This window comes from Arthrobacter sp. STN4 (assembly GCF_024539665.1).
Taxonomy (GTDB): Bacteria; Actinomycetota; Actinomycetes; order Actinomycetales; family Micrococcaceae; genus Specibacter.
In genome coordinates this window covers 20,615-35,800 of record NZ_JAKZGX010000027.1, presented here as the reverse complement: position 1 = coordinate 35,800, position 15,186 = coordinate 20,615, and the positions used below count along the sequence as shown (strand labels likewise).

The 15,186-nt window shown below is 65.4% G+C and carries 13 protein-coding genes; 6 read left to right on the top strand and 7 right to left on the bottom strand.

What is annotated here, in order from left to right:
• Window positions 1-26: 26 nt before the first annotated feature.
• The 4 genes from MMF96_RS16025 to MMF96_RS16010 all read right to left on the bottom strand — a co-directional run bounded on the left by MMF96_RS16025 (window position 27) and on the right by MMF96_RS16010 (window position 2,794).
• A complete protein-coding gene (locus MMF96_RS16025; protein WP_256884131.1) occupies window positions 27-482 on the bottom strand; it encodes a universal stress protein in 456 nt (151 codons plus the stop codon).
• A gap of 7 nt (window positions 483-489) precedes the next feature.
• Complete coding sequence (locus MMF96_RS16020; protein WP_256884130.1) at window positions 490-1,131, bottom strand: NADPH-dependent F420 reductase; 642 nt, start codon at window positions 1,129-1,131, stop codon at window positions 490-492.
• Window positions 1,132-1,142: 11 nt separating this feature from the next.
• Entirely contained in the window at window positions 1,143-2,213 is a 1,071-nt protein-coding gene (locus MMF96_RS16015; protein WP_256884129.1) for a zinc-dependent alcohol dehydrogenase family protein, read from the bottom strand.
• 110 nt (window positions 2,214-2,323) lie between these two features.
• The gene (locus tag MMF96_RS16010) at window positions 2,324-2,794 is read right to left on the bottom strand and encodes a pyridoxamine 5'-phosphate oxidase family protein (protein WP_256884128.1); all 471 of its coding nucleotides are present in this window, start codon (window positions 2,792-2,794) and stop codon (window positions 2,324-2,326) included.
• A 163-nt stretch (window positions 2,795-2,957) separates the two neighbouring features.
• Here MMF96_RS16010 and MMF96_RS16005 point away from each other — a divergent pair, with 163 nt between their 5' ends.
• The gene (locus tag MMF96_RS16005) at window positions 2,958-4,664 is read left to right on the top strand and encodes a GAF domain-containing protein (RefSeq protein ID WP_256884127.1); all 1,707 of its coding nucleotides are present in this window, start codon (window positions 2,958-2,960) and stop codon (window positions 4,662-4,664) included.
• A 15-nt stretch (window positions 4,665-4,679) separates the two neighbouring features.
• Here the strand turns inward: MMF96_RS16005 and MMF96_RS16000 are convergent, their stop codons facing one another.
• Both MMF96_RS16000 and MMF96_RS15995 read right to left on the bottom strand, forming a co-directional pair.
• Window positions 4,680-5,336, bottom strand: a complete 657-nt coding sequence (locus MMF96_RS16000) for a response regulator transcription factor (protein WP_256128002.1) — start codon at window positions 5,334-5,336, stop codon at window positions 4,680-4,682.
• A gap of 135 nt (window positions 5,337-5,471) precedes the next feature.
• Entirely contained in the window at window positions 5,472-5,798 is a 327-nt protein-coding gene (locus MMF96_RS15995) for a DUF3040 domain-containing protein (RefSeq protein WP_176617770.1), read from the bottom strand.
• Between the two features lie 427 nt (window positions 5,799-6,225).
• Here MMF96_RS15995 and MMF96_RS15990 point away from each other — a divergent pair, with 427 nt between their 5' ends.
• Window positions 6,226-6,648: a pyridoxamine 5'-phosphate oxidase family protein gene (locus MMF96_RS15990; RefSeq protein ID WP_256884126.1), complete on the top strand. Its 423-nt coding sequence runs from the start codon at window positions 6,226-6,228 to the stop codon at window positions 6,646-6,648.
• Here the strand turns inward: MMF96_RS15990 and MMF96_RS15985 are convergent.
• On the bottom strand, window positions 6,642-8,288 hold the full coding sequence (locus MMF96_RS15985) for an AarF/ABC1/UbiB kinase family protein (RefSeq protein ID WP_256884125.1): 1,647 nt from the start codon (window positions 8,286-8,288) through the stop codon (window positions 6,642-6,644). The genes MMF96_RS15990 and MMF96_RS15985 overlap by 7 nt on opposite strands.
• Before the next feature lie 210 nt (window positions 8,289-8,498).
• On the opposite strand from MMF96_RS15985, the gene MMF96_RS15980 reads away from it, so the two are divergent.
• The 4 genes from MMF96_RS15980 (at window position 8,499) to narJ (ending at window position 15,184) form a co-directional block, all read left to right on the top strand.
• A complete protein-coding gene (locus tag MMF96_RS15980; protein WP_256884124.1) occupies window positions 8,499-8,978 on the top strand; it encodes a universal stress protein in 480 nt (159 codons plus the stop codon).
• Between the two features lie 145 nt (window positions 8,979-9,123).
• Complete coding sequence (locus tag MMF96_RS15975) at window positions 9,124-12,837, top strand: nitrate reductase subunit alpha (protein ID WP_256884123.1); 3,714 nt, start codon at window positions 9,124-9,126, stop codon at window positions 12,835-12,837.
• Entirely contained in the window at window positions 12,837-14,567 is a 1,731-nt protein-coding gene (gene narH / locus MMF96_RS15970) for a nitrate reductase subunit beta (protein WP_176617775.1), read from the top strand. Before MMF96_RS15975 ends, narH begins: the two co-directional genes overlap by 1 nt.
• The gene (narJ, locus tag MMF96_RS15965; RefSeq protein WP_256884122.1) at window positions 14,564-15,184 is read left to right on the top strand and encodes a nitrate reductase molybdenum cofactor assembly chaperone; all 621 of its coding nucleotides are present in this window, start codon (window positions 14,564-14,566) and stop codon (window positions 15,182-15,184) included. The genes narH and narJ overlap by 4 nt, the downstream gene beginning before the upstream one ends.
• The last annotated feature ends 2 nt before the right edge of the window (window positions 15,185-15,186 follow it).

Sequence of the window (15,186 nt, the reverse complement as noted above, 5' to 3'; positions counted from 1 at the left end):
CCCCGCCGTTGGCTGTCGATGGCTGTTTACTCCGGCCCGTTGACGACGACCACGGGACAGTGGGCGTGGGCGACGCAGGCCGCGGACACTGATCCCAGCCGCAGTCCGAGGAACCCGCCGCGGCCACGCCGGCCCAGTATCAGAAAACGGGCGTTGGCGCTTTCTTCCACGAGGATCTGGCCTGGATGGCCGTACCTGATGCCAATGGACATCCCGGAAGGACGTTCCGGACCAAAGGCACGCTCTACGGCGTCGTCTACCAACCGGGTGGCTTCACGTTCGAGCAGGTCGGCCTCCGGAAAGCCGCCAACGGGAATTTGGGCCGCGAAGTAGATGTCCGAGCGGCTCCAGCAACTGATGACCACCAGTGGCAGGTTTAGGGCTGCGGACAAGTCTGCTGCGGTTTGCAAGGTGCCAGTGGAGTAGTCAGAGCCGTCAATGCCAACGACAATGCGCTGTGAACGGTGCGTTGCGGGGTTCATGGCTGTCCTATGGGAGGATTTTCAGGGACGTGTCCCAGTTGAAGTTGTCCTGGTCAGGGCTGACCTGCAGGCCCATGACAAGGAGCATGATGGCCTCGAGTTCACGTGCCCTGCGCAGCGGCCCGACGTCGATGGGACGCAGTCCCGAGGCCGCCGCGACGGCACTGACCTTGACCTTGGCCCGTTCGGAGTCTCCGGAGATGAAGACGTCCAGGGGGAGTCCGGCTACGGATCCTGCCTCCAACGGCTTGGCCAGACAGGTATTGAAGGCCTTGACAATGTGGGCGTCCGGACTGGCGTGCCTTGCGATTTCCTCGACCGCGGAAGTCCCGGCCGGGACCAACAGGCGGTCGAAGGTGGACAGGTCAACGGGATTGCTGATGTCAACGATGACCTTTCCGGCCAATGCCTCGCCGTAGACAAGCACCGTGTTTTTGCCCTCCTCGAAGGGTACGGCAAGGAACACGATTCCTCCTTCGATGGCTGCGCCTTCGCCGCCGCCTTGCGCTCCGGCACCCAGAAATTCGACGAGCTCCCGGGTCTTTTGACCGTTGCGCCCCAGTATTTGCACTGAATGCCTGCCCGCAAGCATGCGGACCGCTATGGCCCGGTCCATGTGCCCGCTGCCGATGACGGTGACTTGTTCCATGGTGGCGCCTTTCAGGACTGGACGGGAACGCGTTCGATGATGACCTTCAATGCCTTCGTTTCCGCGGCTCGGGCAAAGGTGTCGTAGGCGTCAAGCACCTGGTCGAAGGTGAAGGTGTGGGTGGCGAACTTGGCCGCCGGGATTTTGTGCCGGGCCACGAGCTTGAGCAGCATCGGGGTGGTGTTGGTATTGACCAGGCCCATGCTGATGTTGATGTTCCTGATCCACAGTTCCTGGAGGGGAAGCGCGACGCCGGTGCCGTGGACGCCGACATTGGCAACGTGGCCGCCCGGGCGGACCAGGGCAAGGGCCATGGAAAAGGTTTCAGGCAGGCCTACGGCCTCAATGGCCACGTCCACCCCTGCACCATCAGTCATGGCGGTTACCTTTTCCTGCCACCCGGTGCTGCCGGAGTCGACGGCATCCGTAGCCCCAAACTCCATTGCCTGACGAAGCCTGTTGGCGTCGCGGTCAATCGCGACGATGGTTCCGGCACCGCACAATCCGGCCGTGGTGATGGCGGCCAACCCCACGGGGCCGGACCCGATGACGGCAACGACGTCCCCCGGGCTCACCTTGCCGGCGAGGACGCCGATCTCAAAGCCGGTGGGGAGAATGTCGGAGAGCATGACTGCTTCGACGTTGCTGACGCCCTCCGGGACTTTGTACAGGGAGTTGTCTGCATAGGGAACCCGGACATACTCTGCCTGCGTACCGTCGATGAGGTGACCGAAGACCCAGCCGATGCCTGCCTGGCCCTCATCGCCCAGGCAGTGGGAATAGAGGCCCGAACGGCAGTTCGGGCAGTGGCCGCAGGACTTGATGCAGGAAATCAGCACCCGGTCGTCCACCACAAAATCGTGCACTCCCGGACCAGTTTCCACCACCGTGCCCACTCCTTCGTGGCCAAGGATTCGCCCCGGCTGCACGGCGGGGACATCGCCCTTGAGGATGTGAAGGTCGGTGCCGCAAATGGTGGTGGTGTCAACTTGGACTATGGCGTCGCCTGGGTTGAGGACCTCAGGACGGGGTGCCTCCGACCAGGACATGCTGCCGGGGCCATGGTAGATCAGCGCTTTCATGATGGGTCCATTCGTCGGGTGCCGGCCCGGGCGGCTGCGGGGCCGATATCCCAAACGCTACGGCGGACGTACGCCGGTGGTTAGGGTCTTTGGGCCCCTTGGCTGCGGGCCTATTCCGGCGCTGCGCGGTGCGTATTTGCCTGGGCGGTCCACCATTCCGCAGGCTGGGTGACTTGGAACCGGCGCCCCGTCACCGCTGTTGGCACGATGCGCACAAAATTGTCCTTCCGGCCCGAATGCCACGGGAAGAGCCGGAGCGAAAAACTGTCGAGCAGGTCTTCGGTGGACGTGAGCAGTTGGCCTGAGCCCTTGACCACCACACTCCAGGCAATGCCCGTGTCCGGGTCGACGCCGTCGGCTTCCAACGCGACCGGGTGGCCGCCACGGACGGCTGCGAGTTTGGTGCCTTCGCCGGTCCGAAAGATGAGCGTGCCGTGGTCCACGGTGTAATTGATGGGGAAGATGTCCGGATGGTCCCCGTCCCACACTGCGAGCCGGCCCACGGATACGCCGCGAAGCAGGGCCCAGCATTCGTGGATGGCCAGGTCTTCCGTTCGTGTGGCTGCTGGTTTGTGCGTCATGGGCTGAGCGTATGGCATCCTGCCCTGTCCCGGTAGGGCCATAGGGCCCGTCCGGCCCATGGACCCCCTGTCGGCCTTGCCGTAAAATCGCCGCAGGGGCCAGGCAGCCCATCCAGCATTGCTTGGGGCCTTGCCGCCCGGGGGGCAGGAAGGAGGCAACACGGTGGGAGACGAAGGTCGTGACGACGACGGACCGCCGTCTGCCACGGGCGGTTTGCGGCACCAGCATGACAGGGTGCGGCTGCGGGGATTGCTCGATGCTGTCATTTCCATTGCCGAAGAGCTGAGCCTGGAGGCAGTCCTGCGTCGGATTGTTCGCTCCGCTTGTGACCTTTTGGACGCAGAATACGGCGCCTTGGGCGTCATTGGGGAAGCCGGGGGGTTGAGCCACTTTGTCACGGAAGGCATTGCTCCGGACGTGGCGAAGCTCATTGGCCCGCTTCCCACAGGCCATGGCGTGCTGGGGCTGTTGATCAGCGATCCACGCCCCATCCGCCTCCCCAACCTTCACGACCACCCGTCGTCCTACGGGTTTCCGGAGCACCATCCTCCCATGCGGACCTTTCTGGGCGTGCCCATCCGGATTCGGGACGTCGTGTTTGGAAACCTGTATCTGACCGAAAAGAGGGGCGGGCAGCTGTTCACGGCCGACGACGAGGAACTGGCAGTGGCGCTTGCCGGCGCCGCGGGCTTTGCCATTGAAAACGCCCAACTGTTCGATGATGCGCAACTGCGAACGCGCTGGCTGGGGGCCGGCCGGGATGTGGCTGTGCGCCTTATGGGCCCATTCGGGGATGACGCCGGGGACGGGCTGCTGTTTGTGGCCCAAACGGCCCTTGAAGCGTCGGAGTCGGCCGTGGTGTTTATCACCAGTGCGCCCAACGAGGCCGGCCAGGTTGCCATCCTTGCAGGCGTTGGCGGGGGCGCGCAGGAGTGGGAGGGACGACTTTTGGACCTGGAGGGCAGCCACATGCGCGGTGTGCTGGAATCGGGCAGGCCGGCAACATTTGCTGCGGCATCAGGCCTCATGGGGCGCGCGTACCGGGGCCCGGCCGGGCCCGCACTGCTGGCACGGCTTGGCACGGCCGGAGCCGAACATGGCCTGCTGGCGCTCGTGCGTGCCAGGGGCGGTCCTGCATTTTCATCCCTGACCTGCGAGATGGCCGCCGTCTACTGTGCACAGTCCGCCCTGGCACTGGAGCTTGCCAAGGCCCGCCGAATCCGAGAACAACTGGTCTTGTTCACTGACCGTGACCGCATTGCCCGGGACCTCCACGACGTCGTCATCCAGCGATTGTTCGCCGTTGGGCTGAACGTCCAAAGCCTGGCCAGGTTCATCCCCGGGCAGGAGGCGCTTGCACGCCTCCGTGCCATCACCGGTGAGCTGGATGCGACCATCAAGGAACTGCGGGACACCATTTATGCACTCCGCGAAAATGACAGTAAAACGGAGCTGCTCAGCAGCCAAATCCTGGCAACTGTCCGCAAGGTCTCCAAATCACTTTCCTTTGCGCCGCGCATCGTATTGTCCGGACCCGTGGACTCCCGCGTTCCGCCTGACGTGGCCGGGCAAGTGCTTGCCGTGGTTTCCGAAGGGGTCAGCAATGCGGTACGGCACGCACAGGCTGGAGAAATCGAGATTGTCGTCACAGCCGGAGACGGGGCCATGAGCATCACCGTCACTGACGACGGGCGTGGCATCGGCACCCCCGGCGGTGGCAACGGGCTGGCCAACATGGAAGCCCGTGCCTTGAACCTCAACGGGGCGTTCCAGGTGGGCAGCGCCGGACAGCGGGGGACAAGGTTCTTTTGGTCGGTCCCCCTGCAACCGGATGGTGCCCAGGGCCCCTCGAAGGCCGAGTTGGAGTAGACGTACCCCTCGGGACTATTTCCGGGTGATGTAGACGGCCGCCTGCGTCCGCCGCTCGAAACCAAGCTTGGCCAATAGCGAGGAAACGTAGTTCTTGACCGTCTTCTCGGCGAGGAAGAGCTCCTGGCCGATTTGGCGGTTGGTCATGCCTTGTCCTATCAGTGCCAGGACCCTGCGCTCCTGGGCTGTCAGGGTGGCGGTGCGGGGATCCAGCTGGGCGGGCTCACTGAGCCCTTCAATGATCTTCTGCCGAAGGCCCCGGTCGAAGAGGGATTCGCCGTGGGCAGCGAGCTTGATCGCCGTGACCAGGTCAGTGCCGCCGATTTCCTTCAGGACGTACCCTGACGCGCCGGCCAGCACGGCCCCCCTGAGGGCTTGTTCGTCGTCGTAGCTGGTCAGGATCAGGCACTTGAGGGAGGGGTCAACGGAGCGCACGTCACGGCACACCTCAATGCCGGTACCGTCGGGCAGCCGGGCATCGAGCACGGAGACGTCAGGGCGCAGCGCCGGGATCAGCCTGGCCGCTTCCGCCGCGGAGCCGGACGAACCCACCACTGTGAAGCCATGTCCCTCCAGCAGGTCCTGGAGTCCCAACCTCACGAGTTCGTGGTCGTCAAGGACGAAGACGCGGATGGCCGGCGGAGCGCCGGAGGCCTGCCGTGCTGTGTCCATGGTTTCCCTCACTTCCATCGCTTAAGCGTGCCAGCCCCACCTGAAGGTGGCGCTGAACCAGGTGCAAATTTTGATGCCGCTGGCGAAGGCCCATTCTCCAACAGGCAGGTCCGCCGGGCAAGGCGTCCTGGCAGGTTACTGGTCTGCGGCCTTCCTGTCGTGGGCCGCATTCCAGACATGTGCACGCCGCGTGCCGAAAGGGGTGCGCGGAGGCGACGCGACAAACGCGCCGGCAGTCATTGCGGCAAAGGCCACGGCGCCCATGGGGGCTGACCTGAAGGCAAGGGCAAGGACCATCAGGGCGATGCCAATTCCCATGCCTGCTGTGCCCAGCACGAGGCGACAGACAGCGCTGCCCGGTTTGCCGGGCGCGCCCAACGCCCGCGCCAGTCGGGGGCTTCCATCCTTTAAGTCCTCTTCGAGTTCGTGAAGGATGCGCAATTCATGCTCAGAGAGTTCCATGATGCCTTCCTTGGGTCTTTCCTCAGTTGTGAATACGAAGCAATGGCGAGGCGTCAGCGGCCTGGCCCCGTTAACGGGGCCGGCCGGCGCTTCCCGTTCCCCTTAGTGCGATGGGATCGCGTGGTGGTGGGCGGCGATGACGTGCTCTGTGTTGTCCAGAGTGTGGAAAGGGCGGCCACTGCACCTGCCGCCACGGCAGCCCAGTCCTGCCAACCGGTCAATTTCTTCATGGGAACCTACGTCCTTGATGGTTGCCCGCCCGGTGGCGGGATATTTCCATGGTCGCTCCGGCAATGGCCCAGAGCCATGGTCCAAAGTCCCCAATACGGGGTGGATTTTCCGTGCCGGTTCACGGTGGTTGTACAAAGTCCGTAACCATGGACCTTGGACCCTAGGCACCAGCACGGATCGGCGCCATGATCATTCCATGAACAGTGATGAGGAGCCTGGAGTTGTCTTGACCCGTGAAGAGGCTTGGAGGCTGCTGGAGGGCAGCCGGTTTGGCCGGCTGGCCGTGAGCGTCGCCAACCAACCGGACGTTTTTCCGCTGAATTTCTTCGCGTCGGGGGACAAGGTCTGGATCCGGACCAATCCAGGCAGCAAGCTTGCCGAGCTGACCGTCAATTCCCGGGTTGCGTTTGAGGCCGACGAAGTCAGCGACGGTGCCGCCTGGAGCGTCGTGGTCAAAGGCACCGCCAGAATACTGGAGTCCCAAACGGAAATTGACGCCGCCGACCGTCTCCCGCTTGAGCCCTGGCTTAAAACACGCAAGTGGACGTACGTGGAAATCACCCCATCCAGCGTGAGCGGACGTAAGTTCCAGCTGGGTGCGGAGCCGGAGCGCTATTGACGGCGCGCCCGCAACCCTGGCCGGCCCGTCCAGGCCAGATAACCGCCCATGACGCCCATCGCCCCCACTCCGCCAGCCAGCAGCCTGTCTTGCCAGGAACGCAGGTGTTCACGGTCGGCGGCCGTCAAGTCGCCGATGCCGCGGATGAAGGCTGCAAGCAGAAGCCCTGCAAGCAACCGATTGCCGATTCGTTCGGCCCGGGCAACCAGGGGCACGATTTCCTCCGTGCGCAGGTGGACCTCCACGCCGCGGTCAAGCTGTTGCAGGATTCGTTCCAGCCGCTCTGGGAATTCGGCGCCCAGGTCGGCCGCTTCGAGGCCAAGTTTCTTGATCATTGCGGGCAACCTGTTTGGGCTGAGCCGTTCCAGCGCCAGCCGCGTGGCAAAGGGCTTGAGAACTTCGCCGAGATTGAACTCCGGGTTCAGGCGCACTCCCATGCCTTCGGTCATGACGACCATTTTCGCGAGCATGGCAATTTCGCTGGACAGCTGCAGGTGGTGGCTGCGTAGGATGGCCACCAATTCGTTGATCAACGGGGCGAGGTGAATTTCGCCCAGGCGCCTGCCTTGGTACTGCTCCATAAAATGGGCCACATCCAGCGTCAGGAGGGCGCGGTCAGGTGCGGCACCGTTGACAGAGAGGTCTAGCAGGGCACGGCTGATCCGCCCAGCGTCGTTCCGGCTGAAGGCGAGCAGGAGCCTGCCCAGCCGGTCCCTGAGCTGTTCGTCCACTTCACCGACCATCCCAAAGTCAATCAGGCCAATTCGTCCGCCCGATTCAACAAAGAAATTCCCAGGGTGTGGGTCGGCGTGGAAGAACCCGTCTTCAAAGATCATCTTGGCAGCCGCATTGGCGGCTAGGGCGGCCAGGTTGTCCCTGTCAACGGCAGCCATCGCGGCGACTTGCGGATCGTCGATCCTCAGGCCATATATCCTTTCGATCGTCAACACCCGGGATGTGGTGGTGTCCCAGTATATTTTCGGTATGTGGATGCCGGTGCGGGTCGAAAAATTCCGGGCGAACCTCTCCGCGTTGCGTCCTTCGTGCAAATAATCCAACTCGGCCCGCAGGGTTTCCGAGAAAGCGGCAGCGACGCCCTCAACATTAAAGTCGGCGGCCGCCGCCCAATTGCGGCTGGCCCGGTGCGCCAGGTTTTGCAGGATCTCCAGATCCTCCTGCACCTGGGACACGACGCCGGGCCGGCGCACCTTCACCACGACGGCGGTGCCATCGTGCAGTGTGGCCGCGTGCGCCTGGCCGATTGACGCGCTGGCCAGAGGCGTGTCGGTGAACGTGCCAAAGACTTCATCCGGAGGCGCCCCCAGCTCCTGTTCAATGAGGGACCGGACTACAGCCGTCGGCACGGGCGGGGCACCATCCTGCAGCCTTGACAATGCCACGATGTAGTCCCGGGGCAGGATGTCAGGGCGGGTTGACAGTACCTGCCCGAGCTTGATGAACGTGGGTCCCAGCTCCTCCAGCGCCAGTACCAGGCGGTCCGGATTGGCCAGCGCGCCCGTCCCGCGCGGCAGGGGGCCGAGGCGCAACCGTCCAAGGCCCAATGCGGCAGCCACTGACCCCAACCCGTGGCGGGCCAGTATCTCGGCAACTTGGGCGTAGCGTTCGAAGTGGGTGGGCATGGGGGCAGCGTAGCCCCCGAACCGCGTGAATTCCAGAGGCCAAGGTCACTGCCGTGGTGATGCAGGCCGGGGTGAGGCTGCTACGCTCCCGGGCCTGCCGGGCCATGGCTCCACTGCCCGCCCCCAAGAGGGCCCTTTGGCCCTGTACACCGTCGCGCGGCCCCAGCAGTATTGGGCATGAACCGGGAAAACGACGACGGGAAAAGCCGCATGAACACCGATACAGGCATGGGACGCATAGTGGTTGGTGTCGACGGGTCCGCCGCTTCGGTTGAGGCCCTCACGGCCGCTGCCCGCATTGCAGGTGCGACGGGCGCGAGGGTTGACGCGGTTGCCTGCTGGAGTGTGCCCACCGCACTCTCGGTCGCCTATGCACTGGGCACCGTGAAGCTGGAGGACGGTGCCCGGAAGGTCCTCGACGAGACCATGAGGCAGGCGTTTGGGGAGCGCCTCCCGGAGAACGTTTCCGCCCTGCTGGTCAAGGGTCACCCCCGGCAGGTGTTGCTGGACGCCAGCGAAGGCGCCGAGATGCTGGTGGTGGGTCGGCGCGGGCGCGGCGGCTTTCCCGGTCCGCTGCTGGGCTCGGTCAGCCAGGCCTGTATTGCCCACGCACGGTGCCCCGTCCTGGTCATCAGCCAGGAAGCCCCGCCGGACGGCGCGGCACCCGGCGATTCCCGCGGCCCGCGGTGAGCGGCCGTGTGGCGGAATTGTTCCCTTGCTCCCGGAACCCGTTGGATGATGAAAGCAGTATTAATCAGGCAAGAATTGGCGCAGCGAATTGTTGACTAATTCCCGCACCCTAGCAATGTGTTTTGCTCCGTCCTACTGTGGGACCATGACTGCTGAACCATTTGTTGCCGGTCTTGACGGGCCGGCCTCGGACGCGATGTTGAAGCTGGGACGGTTCTTCACCAAGTGGGATGAGACGGACGATTCCCGTGCTGTGTTCCGTGAGGGCGGCCGCAAGGGCGACATCTTCTACCGCGACCGGTGGAGCCACGACAAAGTGGTGCGGTCCACCCACGGCGTCAACTGCACCGGGTCGTGTTCGTGGAAGATCTACGTCAAGGACGGGATCATCACCTGGGAGTCGCAGCAGACGGACTACCCGTCCGTCGGGGCGGACAGCCCGGAATACGAACCGCGCGGCTGCCCCCGCGGCGCGGCCTTCTCCTGGTACACGTATTCACCCACGCGGGTGCGCTTCCCCTACGCCCGCGGCGTGCTCGTGGACATGTACCGCGAGGCCAAGGCCCGCCTGCACGACCCCGTCCTGGCGTTCGCCGACGTGGCCGGGGACCCGGAGAAGCGCCGGCGCTACCAAAACGCCCGCGGCAAGGGCGGGCTGGTGCGCACCACCTGGGCCGAAGCCCTCGAAATCGCAGCCGCCGCCCATGTGAACACGATCAAGAACTACGGCCCGGACCGGGTCTCCGGTTTCTCGCCCATCCCGGCCATGTCCATGGTCAGCCACACCATCGGCACCCGCTTCGTCCAGCTCATCGGCGGGGTCATGACCTCCTTCTACGACTGGTATGCCGACCTGCCCGTGGCCAGCCCGCAGGTGTTTGGCGACCAGACCGATGTGCCGGAGTCCGGTGACTGGTGGGACGCCACCTACCTGATGATGTGGGGCTCAAACGTCCCCGTCACCCGCACCCCCGACGCCCACTGGATGACCGAGGTGCGCTACCGCGGCACCAAGATCATTGCGATCAGCCCCGACTACGCGGACAACACCAAGTTCGCGGACGAATGGCTGCCCGCCCAGGCCGGCACCGACGCAGCCCTGGCCATGGGCATGGGGCACGTGACGCTTAAGGAATTCTTCGTGGACCGGCAGGTGCCGTTCTTCCAGGACTACGTGCGCAGGTTCACGGACCTGCCCTTCCTGCTCCGCCTGGAGAAGCGCAGCGACGGCAGCTACACGGCGGGGAAGTTCCTCACGGCAGCTGACGTTCCGGCCCTGGCAGGTACGGAGGACGCCGGCTTCCGGACCATGATGTTCGACAAGGCCGCCGGCCGGCCCGTGGTGCCCAACGGCACCTTGGGCGACCGCTATTCCACCTCGGGGGAGGGCAAGTGGAACCTGGACCTTGAAGGCATCGACCCGGCGCTGAGCCTGCGCGAGGTTTCCACCGCGTCCGCGGAAGTCCTGATGCCCTGCTTTGAAGACCCCCAGGGCGCCGGATCGGTGCTGCGGCGCGGCGTGCCCACCCTCACGGTGGAAGGCCACCTGGTCACCACGGTCTTTGACCTGATGCTGGCCCAGTACGGCGTGGGCCGCGACGGCCTGCCGGGGGACTGGGCCACGGACTACAACGACGCGGCCACCCCCTACACGCCTGCCTGGCAGGAGGAGATCACGTCCGTCCCCGCCGAGGCGTGCATCCGCGTGGCCCGCGAGTTTGCCCGCAACGCCGAGGCGTCCAAGGGCCGGTCCATGATCATCATGGGCTCGGGCATCTGCCAGTGGTTCCACGGCGACGCCACCTACCGGGCCGTGCTGGCCATGGTCATGCTCACGGGCTGCATGGGCCGCAACGGCGGAGGCTGGGCCCACTACGTGGGGCAGGAGAAGACCCGCCCGCTCACCGGCTGGGTGTCCCTGGCCAACGCGCTGGACTGGTCCCGCCCGCCGCGGACCATGATCGGCACCGCCTACTGGTACATGCACACCGACCAGTGGCGCCAGGACGGCTACTCCGCCGACGCCCTGAAGTCCCCGTTGTCCACCGGCCACCTGGACGGACTGCACACCGCCGACGCCATCGCCCAGTCGGCCCGGCTCGGCTGGATGCCGTTCTACCCCTTCTTCGACAAAAACCCGATGGACATTGCCGACGACGCAGCTGCCGCCGTCGCTGCGGGGGAGGCCCCGAACGAGGCCGCATGGGTGGCCCGGTCCTTGAAGGAGCGGACCCTGACCCCCGCCATCGAGGACATCGACGCCCCCCAAAACTGGCCGCGCACGCTGATCCTGTGGCGCTCGAACCTGTTCGGCTCCTCCGCCAAGGGCAACGAGTACTTCCTGCGCAACCTGCTCGGCACCCACAACAACGTGATGGGCAAGGACAGCGATCCCTCGCTGAAGCCCCGGAACGTGAGATGGCAGGAAAAGGCCCCCGAGGGGAAGCTGGATTTCCTGATGTCCGCCGACTTCCGCATGACCAGCACCACCCTGCTCTCCGACGTCGTGTTCCCGGCCGCCACCTGGTATGAAAAGCACGACCTGTCCTCCACCGACATGCACCCCTTCGTGCACGCCTTCAGCCCGGCCATCGACCCGCCCTGGGAAACCAAGACCGACTTTGAGATGTTCACGCTCCTGGCGGAGGAGCTGTCCCGCCAGGCCGCTACGCACCTGGGCACCCGCCGGGACCTCGTCACGGTGCCGATGATCCACGACACGGTGGGCCAAATTGCCCAGCCGGGAGGCACGGTCCAGGACTGGCGTGACGACGGGGTCGACGGCGTCCCCGGGTACAACATGCCCAACTTCACCGTCGTCGAACGGGACTACACGGCCATCGCCCACAAGCTGGCCGCCGTCGGGCCCCTGGCGGACACGCTCGGCTTCACCGTCAAGGACGTCAACTACAAGCTCGACGCCGCCCTGGGCCACCTGGCCAAGGCCAACGGCGTCATGATGGGCGGCTTTGCGCACGGGCGGCCGGCCATCGACACGGATGCGAAGCTGGCGCAGGCCATCCTGACCTTCTCCGGCACCTGCAACGGCCAGCTCGCAGTCGCCGGGTTCAAGGAACTGGAAAAACGCACCGGAATGAAGCTGGTGGACCTGGCCGAGGGGAGCGAGGAGAAGCACATCACCTTCGCCATGACCCAGGCCGGGCCGGTGCCCGTCATCACCTCCCCGGAATGGTCCGGCTCGGAAACCGGCGGCCGGAGGTACTCGCCGTTCACGCAGAACATCGAACGGCTCAAGCCCTTCCACACGCTGACGGGGCGCATGCACTTTTTCCTGGACCACGACTGGATGATCGACATCGGCGAGGCGCTGCCGATCTACCGGCCGCCGCTGGACATGCAGCGGCTGTTTGGGGAGCCGAAGTTCGGCCCCCACGGGGAAAAGGAAGTGGTGGTCCGCTACCTGACGCCGCACTCGAAGTGGTCCATCCACTCCGAATACCAGGACAACCTGCTCATGCTGTCGCTCTCCCGCGGCGGCCCGACGGTGTGGATGAGCCCGCAGGACGCCGCTTCCATCAAGGTCGTGGACAACAACTGGGTGGAATGCGTGAACACGAACGGCGTGTTTGTGGCCCGCGCCATCGTCAGCCACCGCATGCCGGAAGGGGTTGTCTACGTTTACCACGCGCAGGAGCGCACCATCGACGTGCCAAAGTCGGAGGCCACCGGCCGCCGCGGAGGCATCCACAACTCGATCACCCGCCTGCTGGTCAAGCCCTCGCACCTGATCGGCGCCTATGGCCAGCTGACGTATGCGTTCAACTACCTCGGCCCCACGGGCAACCAGAGGGACAACGTCACCACCATCCGCCGTCGTTCCCAGGAGGTGCAGTACTGATGAGAGTCATGGCCCAAATGGGCATGGTCATGAATTTGGACAAGTGCATCGGCTGCCACACGTGCTCGGTCACGTGCAAGCAGGCGTGGACCAACCGGGCGGGGGTGGAATACGTCTGGTTCAACAATGTGGAGACCCGTCCCGGCCAGGGTTATCCGCGCCGCTATGAGGACCAGGAAAAATGGAAGGGCGGCTGGGAGCTGAACCGGCGCGGCCGGCTCCAGCTCAAGGCCGGCGGGCGCGTGAAGAAGCTGTTCGGCCTCTTTGCCAACCCGGTCCAGCCGGAACTGAAGGACTACTACGAGCCCTGGACGTATGACTACCGGACGCTGGTGGACGCGCCGCTGGGCGACGATTTCCCGGTGGCCCGGCCCAAGTCGCTGATCACGGGCCAGGACACCAAGATCACCTGGAGCGCCAACTGGGACGACGACCTCGGCGGCACCACGCAAATGGGCCACCTGGACCCGATCGTTGAAAAGGTGCGCCGCGAGTCCGAGGATGCGATCAAGCTTGAGTTCGAGCAGACGTTTATGTTCTACCTGCCACGCATTTGCGAGCACTGCCTGAACCCGTCCTGCATGGCCTCCTGCCCGTCCGGCGCCATTTACAAGCGCGTGGAGGACGGCATTGTGCTGGTGGACCAGGACCGGTGCCGGGGCTGGCGCCAGTGCATGACCGGCTGCCCGTACAAGAAGATCTACTTCAACCACAAGACCGGCAAGGCCGAGAAGTGCACCTTCTGCTACCCGCGCATTGAGGTGGGCCTGCCCACCGTGTGCTCGGAAACCTGTGTGGGACGGCTGCGGTACCTGGGCCTTTTCCTGTACGACGCCGACGCCGTCACCGCCGCCGCGTCCGTCACCGACCCGCGGGACCTGTACCAGGCGCAGATGGACATCCTGCTGGACCCCAACGACCCGGCAGTCATGGCCGCCGCCCGGCAGCAGGGCATCGCGGAGGACTGGATTGACGCGGCCCAAAAGTCGCCCGTCTACGCGCTGGCCAAGGTGTACAACGTGGCCCTGCCGCTGCATCCGGAATACCGCACCATGCCGATGGTGTGGTACATCCCCCCGCTCTCCCCCGTGGTGGACCTGCTGCGCGACCAGGGTCACGACGCCGAGGACCGGGACGTCCTTTTCGGTGCCATCGACGCCCTGCGCATTCCGGTGGAATACCTGGCCGAGCTGTTCACTGCCGGCGACACGGACCGGGTCACGGGCGTGCTGCGCAAGCTGGCGGCCATGCGCTCGTACATGCGGGGCATTTCCCTCGGCGGCGAAGCGGACGAGTCAATCCCGGCCTCGGTGGGCATGGACGGGGCCACCATGTATGAGATGTACCGGCTGATGGCCATCGCCAAGTACAGCGAACGCTATGTTATCCCCAAGGCGCACGCCGAGCAGGCCCACGACCTGGAGGAGATGGGCTGTTCCCTGGACTTCGACGGCGGCCCCGGCATGGGTGCCATGGGCCATTCGCCGTTTGGCGAGGCCAGCGGACGCCCCACCCCGGTGGCCGTGGAAACCTTCCACGCCCTCCAGGACCGGCAGACCTCCGATTCCGTGGCCGGTGGGGACACGCTCCGCGGGCGCGTGAACCTGCTGAACTGGGACGGCAACGGCGCCCCGGCGGGATTGTTCCCGCAGCGCCATCCCACCGAGCCGCCCGCCGCCGACGCGGACGACGCGGTGGCCGGGGCATCCGGGAGCGGTGGGGGCTCATGAGCCGCAAGGTGCAGGTGACGTTTTTGGCGGCGGCCTGGTGCCTGTCCTATCCGGACGAAGAGCTGCGGGGCAGGGTGCCGCTGATGCGTGCCGCACTGGCCGAGTTTCCGCACGCCGCCGCTCCGTTCGCCGCCGTGCTGTCCGAGTTGGAGGCCACGGAGCTGACGGTGCTCCAGGCCCGCTATGTCCAGGAATTTGACCTCGGCAAGCGCCATGCCCTGCACCTGTCGTACTGGACCGACGGGGACACCCGCCGCCGCGGGGAGGTGCTTGGGGCGTTCAAGCAGGTGTACCGGGACAGCGGCATGCTGGTGGACACGGGCGGGGAACTGCCGGACTTCCTGCCCATGGTGCTGGAGTTCGCGGCCACCGTGGACCTGCAGGCGGGCCGGGACCTGCTTCAGCGCTACCGGCCCAGCCTGGAGCTGATCAAGTTTGGGCTCCGGCGCGACGCCCTGCCGCACGAATCCATCGTCCAGGCCGTCTGTGACGCCCTGCCCGGGGCCTCGCCGGCGGACGAACAGGCCGTCATGCGCATGGCGGGCTACGGCCCGCCGGTCGAATCCGTGGGGCTGGACCCCTATGACCCGCGGCTGCTGCCGCTGAAAGGGGCCTGAGA

What these genes read in the sequence shown, in the direction of transcription:
- MMF96_RS16025 (WP_256884131.1), bottom strand. Translation starts at nt 482, where the DNA reads ATGAACCCCGCAACGCACCGTTCACAGCGCATTGTCGTTGGCATTGAC.
- MMF96_RS16020 (WP_256884130.1), bottom strand. Translation starts at nt 1,131, where the DNA reads ATGGAACAAGTCACCGTCATCGGCAGCGGGCACATGGACCGGGCCATA.
- MMF96_RS16015 (WP_256884129.1), bottom strand. Translation starts at nt 2,213, where the DNA reads ATGAAAGCGCTGATCTACCATGGCCCCGGCAGCATGTCCTGGTCGGAG.
- MMF96_RS16010 (WP_256884128.1), bottom strand. Translation starts at nt 2,794, where the DNA reads ATGACGCACAAACCAGCAGCCACACGAACGGAAGACCTGGCCATCCAC.
- MMF96_RS16000 (WP_256128002.1), bottom strand. Translation starts at nt 5,336, where the DNA reads ATGGACACAGCACGGCAGGCCTCCGGCGCTCCGCCGGCCATCCGCGTC.
- MMF96_RS15995 (WP_176617770.1), bottom strand. Translation starts at nt 5,798, where the DNA reads ATGGAACTCTCTGAGCATGAATTGCGCATCCTTCACGAACTCGAAGAG.
- MMF96_RS15990 (WP_256884126.1), top strand. Translation starts at nt 6,226, where the DNA reads ATGAACAGTGATGAGGAGCCTGGAGTTGTCTTGACCCGTGAAGAGGCT.
- MMF96_RS15985 (WP_256884125.1), bottom strand. Translation starts at nt 8,288, where the DNA reads ATGCCCACCCACTTCGAACGCTACGCCCAAGTTGCCGAGATACTGGCC.
- MMF96_RS15980 (WP_256884124.1), top strand. Translation starts at nt 8,499, where the DNA reads ATGAACACCGATACAGGCATGGGACGCATAGTGGTTGGTGTCGACGGG.
- MMF96_RS15975 (WP_256884123.1), top strand. Translation starts at nt 9,124, where the DNA reads ATGACTGCTGAACCATTTGTTGCCGGTCTTGACGGGCCGGCCTCGGAC.
- narH (WP_176617775.1), top strand. Translation starts at nt 12,837, where the DNA reads ATGAGAGTCATGGCCCAAATGGGCATGGTCATGAATTTGGACAAGTGC.
- narJ (WP_256884122.1), top strand. Translation starts at nt 14,564, where the DNA reads ATGAGCCGCAAGGTGCAGGTGACGTTTTTGGCGGCGGCCTGGTGCCTG.